Genomic DNA, 635 nt, shown 5'->3' with positions numbered 1-635 from the left:
ATAACAGTAGGCTCTTTTATTTCTGCCTCCACATGATATTTTTCCTCAAGGATGGCACAAATGACTTCCATCTGCACTTTCCCCAAAAAAGAAAGTATAATCTCATGCGTTGTAGTATCCACATAATATTTTAAAAGAGGGTCGCCATCTGAAATTTCTGTAAGTGCCCCAAGCAATATTTCCCGCTGTTCAGATTTCTTTGCTGCAATCGTTGTTTGGAGCATAGGGAGAGGATTTTCAATAAATGTTCTCTGCGGCAACAGCATTTCGTTCCCCAAAATACTGTTTAGCTGCAAAACATCATTTGGTAAAATTACAATATCACCAGAGCAGGCTGTATCGGATGAACATAATTCACCGTTTGTCGGAACACACATCTCTGTGATTTTTATTTTCTCTTTTTCAGATATTTTAATAACATCCCTCAAATGCAATGTTCCGCTATATATACGCACATAAACAAAACGCCGCCTTTTCTCTGAATATTCAATCTTAAAAACCTGCCCGCATAGTTCAGATTGACCTTCAGGCGTTGATGAATAAAACTTACTGGCAATCACTTCTATAAGCTGCCGAATCCCCAGATTGTTTTTAGCGCTTCCGTGATAAACGGGAAATAACGTTCCGTTTTGGAA

At 38.6% G+C, this 635-nt stretch carries 1 pseudogene; it reads right to left on the bottom strand.

Going from position 1 to position 635, the window contains the following annotated elements:
- Positions 1-635, bottom strand: a pseudogene (gene tet(O) / locus WMO25_RS18635) (tetracycline resistance ribosomal protection protein Tet(O)); the annotation flags it as partial.

The sequence above is a fragment of the Coprococcus intestinihominis genome (assembly GCF_040096555.1).
In the GTDB taxonomy this organism is placed as follows: Bacteria; Bacillota; Clostridia; order Lachnospirales; family Lachnospiraceae; genus Coprococcus_A; species Coprococcus_A intestinihominis.
Note: the sequence above shows the minus strand (reverse complement) of the source record. Positions and strands in the feature narration are given on the sequence as shown.